Here is a 1,422-nt window from a genome sequence, read left to right on the forward strand (position 1 = left end):
GTTGCTCCCTGAAAACTGAATCCGAAAACGAAAACCATCGCGTGTTAGCTTGATTGGATAAGCCCTCGACCGATTAGTATTGGTCAGCTCCATGCCTTACGGCACTTCCACCCCCAACCTATCAACCTCGTCGTCTACAAGGGGTCTTACATACTGGGAAATCTCATCTTGAGGGGGGCTTCACGCTTAGATGCTTTCAGCGCTTATCCCTTCCGCACGTAGCTACCCAGCGATGCTCCTGGCGGAACAACTGGTACACCAGCGGTGCGTCCATCCCGGTCCTCTCGTACTAAGGACAGCTCCTCTCAAATTTCCTACGCCCACGACAGATAGGGACCGAACTGTCTCACGACGTTCTGAACCCAGCTCGCGTACCGCTTTAATGGGCGAACAGCCCAACCCTTGGGACCTACTTCAGCCCCAGGATGCGATGAGCCGACATCGAGGTGCCAAACCTCCCCGTCGATGTGGACTCTTGGGGGAGATAAGCCTGTTATCCCCAGGGTAGCTTTTATCCGTTGAGCGATGGCCCTTCCATGCGGTACCACCGGATCACTAAGCCCGACTTTCGTCCCTGCTCGACGTGTCTGTCTCGCAGTCAAGCTCCCTTTTGCCTTTACACTCTTCGAATGATTTCCAACCATTCTGAGGGAACCTTAGGGCGCCTCCGTTACACTTTAGGAGGCGACCGCCCCAGTCAAACTGCCCACCTGACACGGTCCCTGTACCGGATCACGGTACGAGGTTAGAACTCAAATGCGATCAGGGTGGTATCCCAACGGCGCCTCAACCGAAGCTTGCGCTCCGATGTCTACGGCTCCCACCTATCCTGTACAAATCGCACCCCAGTTCAATATCAAGTTGCAGTAAAGCTCCATGGGGTCTTTCCGTCTTGTCGCGGGTAACCTGCATCTTCACAGGTATTAAAATTTCACCGGATCTCTCGTTGAGACAGCGCCCAAATCGTTACGCCATTCGTGCGGGTCAGAATTTACCTGACAAGGAATTTCGCTACCTTAGGACCGTTATAGTTACGGCCGCCGTTTACTGGGGCTTCGGTTCATAGCTTCGCTTGCGCTAACCACTCCCCTTAACCTTCCAGCACCGGGCAGGCGTCAGCCCGTATACTTCGCCTTGCGGCTTCGCACAGACCTGTGTTTTTGCTAAACAGTCGCTTGGGCCTTTTCACTGCGGCCCCCTCGTGCTATTCACACTACCGGGGCACCCCTTCTCCCGAAGTTACGGGGTCATTTTGCCGAGTTCCTTAACGAGAGTTCTTCCGCGCGCCTTAGAATTCTCTTCTCGCCCACCTGTGTCGGTTTGCGGTACGGGCACCTGCTTCCTGGCTAGAGACTTTTCTTGGCAGTGTGAGATCATGACCTTCGCTACTGTAATTTTCGCTCCTCATCACAGCCTGGCCTT

General features: G+C 54.4%; 1 rRNA gene. It reads right to left on the reverse strand.

Annotated elements, in window-relative coordinates:
• Positions 1-53: 53 nt before the first annotated feature.
• Positions 54-1,422, reverse strand: a 23S ribosomal RNA gene (locus tag ACFSGI_RS22480); the annotation flags it as partial.

The organism is Paenibacillus nicotianae (assembly GCF_042681745.1).
In the GTDB taxonomy this organism is placed as follows: domain Bacteria; phylum Bacillota; class Bacilli; order Paenibacillales; family Paenibacillaceae; genus Saccharibacillus; species Saccharibacillus nicotianae.